General features: G+C 43.1%; 3 protein-coding genes. 1 reads left to right on the top strand and 2 read right to left on the bottom strand.

Features of this window, described 5'->3' with window-relative positions; genetic code table 11:
- Positions 1-111 precede the first annotated feature (111 nt).
- Complete coding sequence (locus C7Y69_RS20780) at positions 112-1,038, bottom strand: DUF2306 domain-containing protein (protein ID WP_126874039.1); 927 nt, start codon at positions 1,036-1,038, stop codon at positions 112-114.
- 199 nt (positions 1,039-1,237) lie between these two features.
- Between C7Y69_RS20780 and C7Y69_RS20775 the strand changes: the two genes are divergently transcribed.
- Positions 1,238-2,437 carry a helix-turn-helix domain-containing protein gene (locus C7Y69_RS20775; RefSeq protein WP_126874038.1) on the top strand — a complete coding sequence of 400 codons (1,200 nt, stop codon included), beginning with the start codon at positions 1,238-1,240 and terminating at the stop codon, positions 2,435-2,437.
- Positions 2,438-2,465: 28 nt separating this feature from the next.
- On the opposite strand, the gene C7Y69_RS20770 is transcribed toward C7Y69_RS20775, so the two are convergent.
- Positions 2,466-2,990: a DUF421 domain-containing protein gene (locus tag C7Y69_RS20770; RefSeq protein ID WP_013785336.1), complete on the bottom strand. Its 525-nt coding sequence runs from the start codon at positions 2,988-2,990 to the stop codon at positions 2,466-2,468.
- Between the last annotated feature and the right edge of the window lie 90 nt (positions 2,991-3,080).

Here is a 3,080-nt window from a genome sequence, read left to right as displayed (position 1 = left end):
ATTCGTGGGGATCCCTCAGGGACAGAGTGCTTTTAGTCTAGATTCACACAGCCTCTATTTTCTGGCTCTATTTCCTAGGCCCAATTCCTAGGGTCATTTACTAAGGTAAAGCTAGGCGACAACGGCGGGATACCAACTCCCTAATGTTAAGCCAAAAAGACCAATAATAAACACAGCAGAGACAACAAGCAGCGTTACGCTTATTAGGTTTTTGAGTAGGGATACTCGATTAGTATTGCCAGCAGCACTGCCAGTAGCACGGTCGGTAGCAGTTACTTTAACTACCCAAATTAACTGCACAATAATATGAGGGGCTACGTAAGACAGTACACTTACACTTATTACGGCAGGACCAGTAAAGTCGGCAGTATTAATGCCAAGGGTGCCAAAAAGTGTCATCCAAGCGAATATGAATAACCTAAAAAAGAGCACGCCATTGGCGGCTAAAAACAAATGTAGCGCCCACCTTTGATGCAGCGTCACGTTAGCGTTTCTTATGGCACGAATCGCAAAGAAACTACTTACAATCACCATCACGCCTGAAAAAGCCGTTAACCCATGTAGTAAAGGATTCCCAACGGTACCCCGAGATAACAGGAGATACATGCCCGCTAGCGAGATACTGCACGCAAGGGTGACAAAAAGCCGGCCATTGTATTTGTGAAACGTTTTATAGTTACGCCTAATGGCTGGTACTAGCTGCAAGCTTCCGCCAATAATCATTACTATCGCCAATAAAACATGCGCGGCGTACATCCCATTGCCAAGTGAGTCGCCCGCAACATAGGCCGTGCTATTAAAGCGATTCCATTGAGATACTCCAACAGTCACAACTGTAAAGCCATAGCCTGCAATCAGATAACTAACAAAAAAAGCTTGTGCGATGAGCAAACAAGAAAATGCTATTTTCTGACTCGCCTCATAAAGTTTCGATGCGGCTGATAAGCTAGTGGGTGTCGCAGTAGTGGGTGTTAGTGGATCGGGAGTTGGGGGGTCAGGTTTAAGAGAAACCGGTGCTAAGGTACTTTTCGCCAACATATCTTTGCCTCTTGAATAAATGCTTTGCCCTCTAATGTCCCTCTATCGTATAGAAAATAAGGGCTCATTCTTCTCAAATTCGAAAAATGAATACCTTAAGTTGGGGCTTTTGACATACTCCTTAACAAAGTTCTTTTGTGCTTGGCGGTGATTCTTCTTACACTGAGGGCAGAGCTATATATTAAGGCGTAGAACCCCTGTGGCATGGCATAACGAGTTACCTTATTACCTTTTAGTGTGCTGTAGTTTGAGCACAATGCTTACTCATGCACTTAAAAAAGATAAGCAATCGGTAGACTATTTAGTTGCCATATTTAGTGCATCGCTTTGTATGATGGCCACGCAGAAATTGAGTGCTGACACCCTTGGTGTATATCAATATGTTATTGGGCTAGCAACCTGTGCGACATGCAATGTGGTTTGGTTAATTGCAAGAACGTTATTTCGAGAACACAACCCCTTAAGTCGTAGGCACTTTGCAGTCGCATTTGTGATTGCAGGATTAGTGATATTTAATCAAACGTGGCACTTAGTAGTATCGAGCGATATTCCACACCTGCTAAACCAAGCACAGATGCTTAAACTTAAACAGGGAATGAATGAAATTACGACTTTGCTTTCATCAAGCATTTTAGCGTTGTCTTTTTGGGAAGCTCTACGCGGGTTCGAGAACAAAAATACCACACAAAAGCGCCAGTCGATTGTTTTTGCCACTGCCTTTTTCCTAGGCTTATTTAATTCTTCAATATTACCTAAGTTTCTATTCACGCCCTCAGAAATTGAATATTACGCACCCTGGTTAATATGTTCTTCGGCAATGCTAATTCTTGGCGCTATTCAGTACGTGGTTCACGCGCAAAAAATGAGTGTTCGACTTAGCGGCCAAATAAAAAAACAACAACAGAATGAACCACGAAATCAAGTTAACGCTGACACAGCTAGTCAATCATTAAATGGCGGCATGTCTGATTCTTCTTGTCTCACTAGCACTTGCAGTGAGGGCGGTGCAATACAACAAGATGAAGCCATTGATATGTCTATAGTGAAAGGAATAAATAGGTTAATTCATCAAGAACAAATATTCCTGCAGCCAAACTTAAAAATTGCTCATTTAGCGCAAGCGTTGAACACGTCGGAATACAAAGTAAGCAAGGTCATCAGAGGCTATTTTGCTACTGCCAACTTCAACCTTTTCGTAAATCAGTTCAGGGTAAAACACGCTAAGCAATTATTACGAAGCAACGAATGCCAGCAATGGAGCATTTTGGTAATAGCATTGGAGAGTGGGTTCTCGTCCTTAGCAACATTCAATCGGGTGTTTAAAGCTATTTCAGGGCAAATGCCAAATGAATATAGAAAGCAGGGAAGCACAATGAATTGTAGTGTGCCAATCCTATAAAAACAGCAGTTCAGATTTACACTAAGAATCATCGATGACCAATAGTTTTAGTGCCTTCTAGCATGTCATCTGCACAATGGTTGCCGTGAAGCACAGAAATGTCCCCAGTGGTTTCCAGTACTACCGCTCTCACTTGCTGCATGTTAAGCACGTTCGCCTCTCGAAGCTTTGCCATGAGATCGCTACGGGCGACCCGCGTTTCGGCTAGCGCAGAATCGATAATTTCACCGTCGCGCATCAATATAACAGGGGTATTCTGCATAAGTGCTTCAATTTTATCGGAACGTCTGCGCAATCGGGCAGTGACGAACTGCACTAAGAACAATGCTGCCATAGCAATCATTGCCTGAAAAAACGCGCTCCAACTATTAGTTTGAGACGCACTTGCTAGCAATGAACCTACTGCTACTGTCATCACAAAATCAAAATTGGTCATTTTAGAAAAGGAACGCAACCCATTCACGCGTACCAGCAGCACCACCCAGAACATCCCCATGGTGGTTAACAGTAAGCCTTTTAGCAGTAAATCTAGGGTAGGGATGGCGCTAAACATGATGTATTCCTTCACGTGGCTGTTGACAACGAAAAGGGTCAGTGTGCTTTTAGGTTTAACTTACACTGACCCTGAGGTATCCCCACAAAT

Source organism: Alteromonas sp. KS69, assembly GCF_003989595.1.
Classification (GTDB): Bacteria; Pseudomonadota; Gammaproteobacteria; order Enterobacterales; family Alteromonadaceae; genus Alteromonas; species Alteromonas naphthalenivorans.
This window is presented reverse-complemented; position numbering and strand designations above follow the sequence as displayed.

What these genes read in the sequence shown, in the direction of transcription:
- C7Y69_RS20780 (WP_126874039.1), bottom strand. Translation starts at nt 1,038, where the DNA reads ATGTTGGCGAAAAGTACCTTAGCACCGGTTTCTCTTAAACCTGACCCC.
- C7Y69_RS20770 (WP_013785336.1), bottom strand. Translation starts at nt 2,990, where the DNA reads ATGTTTAGCGCCATCCCTACCCTAGATTTACTGCTAAAAGGCTTACTG.